A 2,988-nucleotide genomic window follows, 5' to 3' on the forward strand; every position below is an offset into this window, starting at 1 on the left:
ACTGGTGATATGAATCCTGCTAATGACAAACAGACTGGTTCTGTGACAGTCGAAACTCCACCGCCTCCTGCTTGGACTCAAAAACCCAATATTCCAACTCAAGTCGCCAGAAAATTTGTCAGTTCTGGTGGTGCTTTAGTGGGTGTTGGCAATAATCTTTATGCTTTCCGTGGAAACAACTCTAATGAATTTTACAAATTTGACGGTTCAAATTGGACCTTAATGGCATCAGCACCTTCTACAGTTGGTGAAGGTGGTGCCTTATGTTATGACGGTGTTAATACTATCTATGCTACGCAAGGCAATGGCAAAAACGCTTTCTGGGCATATTCCATCAGCACCAATACTTGGAGCACCAAAGCCAATATACCTGTAACTGTCAAAGGTGGCACTGGACTTGCTTATTATAATGGCCGAGTCTATCTCTTGGCTGGTGGCCAAAGAGTAAATAGACCCAATTTCTATACTTATAATCCAAGCAACAATTCCTGGACCCAACTTGCCAATGCACCAACTCCGGACAATATTGCATACGGTGCGGGAAGTTGTCTGGCTGAACTCGGCGGTAAAATCTATGCGCTGAAAAATGATGGCACTATCAACTATTTCCATGCATACACAATCTCATCTAACACCTGGACTCAGATGCCATCAATGCCTTTAGTGCATCCCTATCTTGGCGCAAATAATCTGGTTGGTGATGGTGGTGCTATGACATCAAGCGGTAGTGAAATCTATGCTATCAAAGGCAATGGCTATAACGAATTCTGGAAATATACTGAAGGCACACCTGGCACTTGGACACCACTGGATACAATCCCACGATTAAACAGTAAGAGTGTTCCTAAATCTGGTGCCTCACTCGGTTATGCCAATAGCAAAGTTTGGCTTATCAAAGGTAATAATACTCAAGAATTCTGGCAATATGACCCAAGTCTTGGATTAGTTACTATGATTACACCGACGATTAACCCGGCTCAAATGTCCCAGAACTCGGAAATCAACAAATTCAGTTTCAATATCGCGCCTAATCCTATTGTGAAAAATGCAGTAATTCGTTATACAATTCCGCAATCAGGAAAAGTCACAATCAAATTATACAGCATAACTGGTAGTCTAATTGCAACCCTGAAGGATGAATATCAGAATGTCGGCACCTACTCAATGACTTTCTCCACCAAACATCTGGCAAAAGGCATCTACTTCTTAAGATTTGATAATTTGGTAAATCGGACCGACCTTAAAATAATCATAAATTAAAAAATAAAGGTCCGAAAAAACCGAGGGCGAGAGCCAGACTCTCGCCCTTATAAAATACCAATTACTAATAAACATAAACCGGGACTGAATATCTGGCAATAATTATACTATTCTAAAAATAGAAAACTTACTATATCATAATCCGCTAATGTCAGTTCAAGTCTTAGACAAGGAAGATTTTCTGACACCAGAACCGGTTTTAATAGTTGGGACGCATTTTATTTTAAAAATCCCTAAGGCATCCGAATCAACCCAAAATAAACTTAAAAGTCAAAGATTAAAAGTTCAAAGGGTTAATACTTTATGCAATCTTACTTTTCAGTTTTAAGTTGTGGTTTGAAAATGCTCGGCTTCTATACACTACTACTTATTCTTTCTATAATAGTATCCAAAATAAATACTTATTCTTTCTAAAATTATATATAATTAGTATCCAAAATAAATACTTATTCTTTCTATTTAGTATCCAAAATAAATTAGAATAAAATGTAAAACTTTAGTCAAAAATATCTGAAAACTCTTACTAAAAAAATCATTTTACGCACATAGAATCTATTATTTGTCAAGCAATTTCAGTGGTTTTACGATTTGAGTTTTAGTTTTTCTTTAGGACTTGGTTCTGTTTGATTTTCTCCCACACCGCATCCATTTCTATTAATGATACATCCGGCAAATTCTTATTTTTACTCTTAAATTCCTTTTCCAGTCTATGAAACCGTTGGATAAACTTATTATTTGCTTGACTCAAACAATATTCGGCATCAAGACCCAAATGTCGGGCAAAATTAACTAAAGCAAATAACAAATCACCCAATTCTTCTGCAATCTTTAATCTCTTTTTACTCTTTAATGCTGATTTTAACTCCTTAATCTCTTCCATAACTTTCTTATAGACATCTTCTTTATTTTTCCAATCAAAGCCGACTCGGCCAACTCGTTCTTGAATCAATTGGGCACGCTTCAAGGCAGGTAAAGATTTCGGAATCCGATTCAACATTGGCTCATCTTTCTCTTTGCGCTTAATATTTTCCCAATTAGTTAAGACTTCGCGCGCATTTTTCACTTTGACATTACCAAAAATATGCGGATGGCGCAAAATCAGTTTTTGAATTGTCTTCTTTTCAATTTTCCTTAAAGAGACCTTTTTCTTTTCCTCCAGAATTCGGCAAACAAATAGTGTGGTATAGATTAAATCGCCAATTTCTTCAGAAATTTTCTCATAATTCCGTTCTCTAATCGCTTCTTCTAACTCATATGCTTCATCTAAAATATAAGCCCGAGAAGATGCCAGCGTCTGTTTTTTGTCCCACGGACACTCTTGGCGCAACTTTTTGATTAATTTCAGATATTCTTCAAACATACTGCAGTATATTACAATTTTAATCTAAGTCAACTTTAATTTGAGATAACTTTACCAAACACAATCTTACCCCAGAACCAACTGAAACCTCCTTAGAACTTTTAATCATTGAACTATTGAACATTTCAACTTTTTTTAACCTTAAACTTTTAAACATTTTTTCTATTTCACAATCAACGCCATCATTAGTTATTATTTTACTCGATGTGCTCCTCAAAGCGCACACCCATTTACACCCAGAGCAACCGACTGAATGATTCTCTCAATTGCCCTGACAATTACTTCCTGAATTGCTTCCTGAATTGCTTCCTGAATATATCCGACAATTACTTTCACAACAACCCCAAAAACAATACTCAGATTTGCTC

At 36.3% G+C, this 2,988-nt stretch carries 2 protein-coding genes; one reads left to right on the forward strand and one right to left on the reverse strand.

Annotated features, from left to right (window positions below; translation table 11 throughout):
- Positions 1–1,260 (forward strand): T9SS type A sorting domain-containing protein (locus tag N2201_07370; GenBank protein ID MCX7786018.1); only part of this gene is annotated, 1,260 nt, incomplete at its 5' end.
- Positions 1,261–1,855: 595 nt separating this feature from the next.
- Here N2201_07370 and mazG read toward each other — a convergent pair.
- Positions 1,856–2,620 (reverse strand): nucleoside triphosphate pyrophosphohydrolase, encoded by a 765-nt coding sequence (mazG, locus tag N2201_07375; protein MCX7786019.1) that lies wholly within the window; start codon positions 2,618–2,620, stop codon positions 1,856–1,858.
- Between the last annotated feature and the right edge of the window lie 368 nt (positions 2,621–2,988).

This window comes from candidate division WOR-3 bacterium, from assembly GCA_026418155.1.
GTDB lineage: Bacteria > Hydrothermota > Tepidihabitantia > Tepidihabitantales > CAIPLT01 > JAOABV01.

Bases quoted from the DNA above. Each gene is read 5' to 3' on its own strand.
- mazG (MCX7786019.1), bottom strand. From the start codon at position 2,620: ATGTTTGAAGAATATCTGAAATTAATCAAAAAGTTGCGCCAAGAGTGT.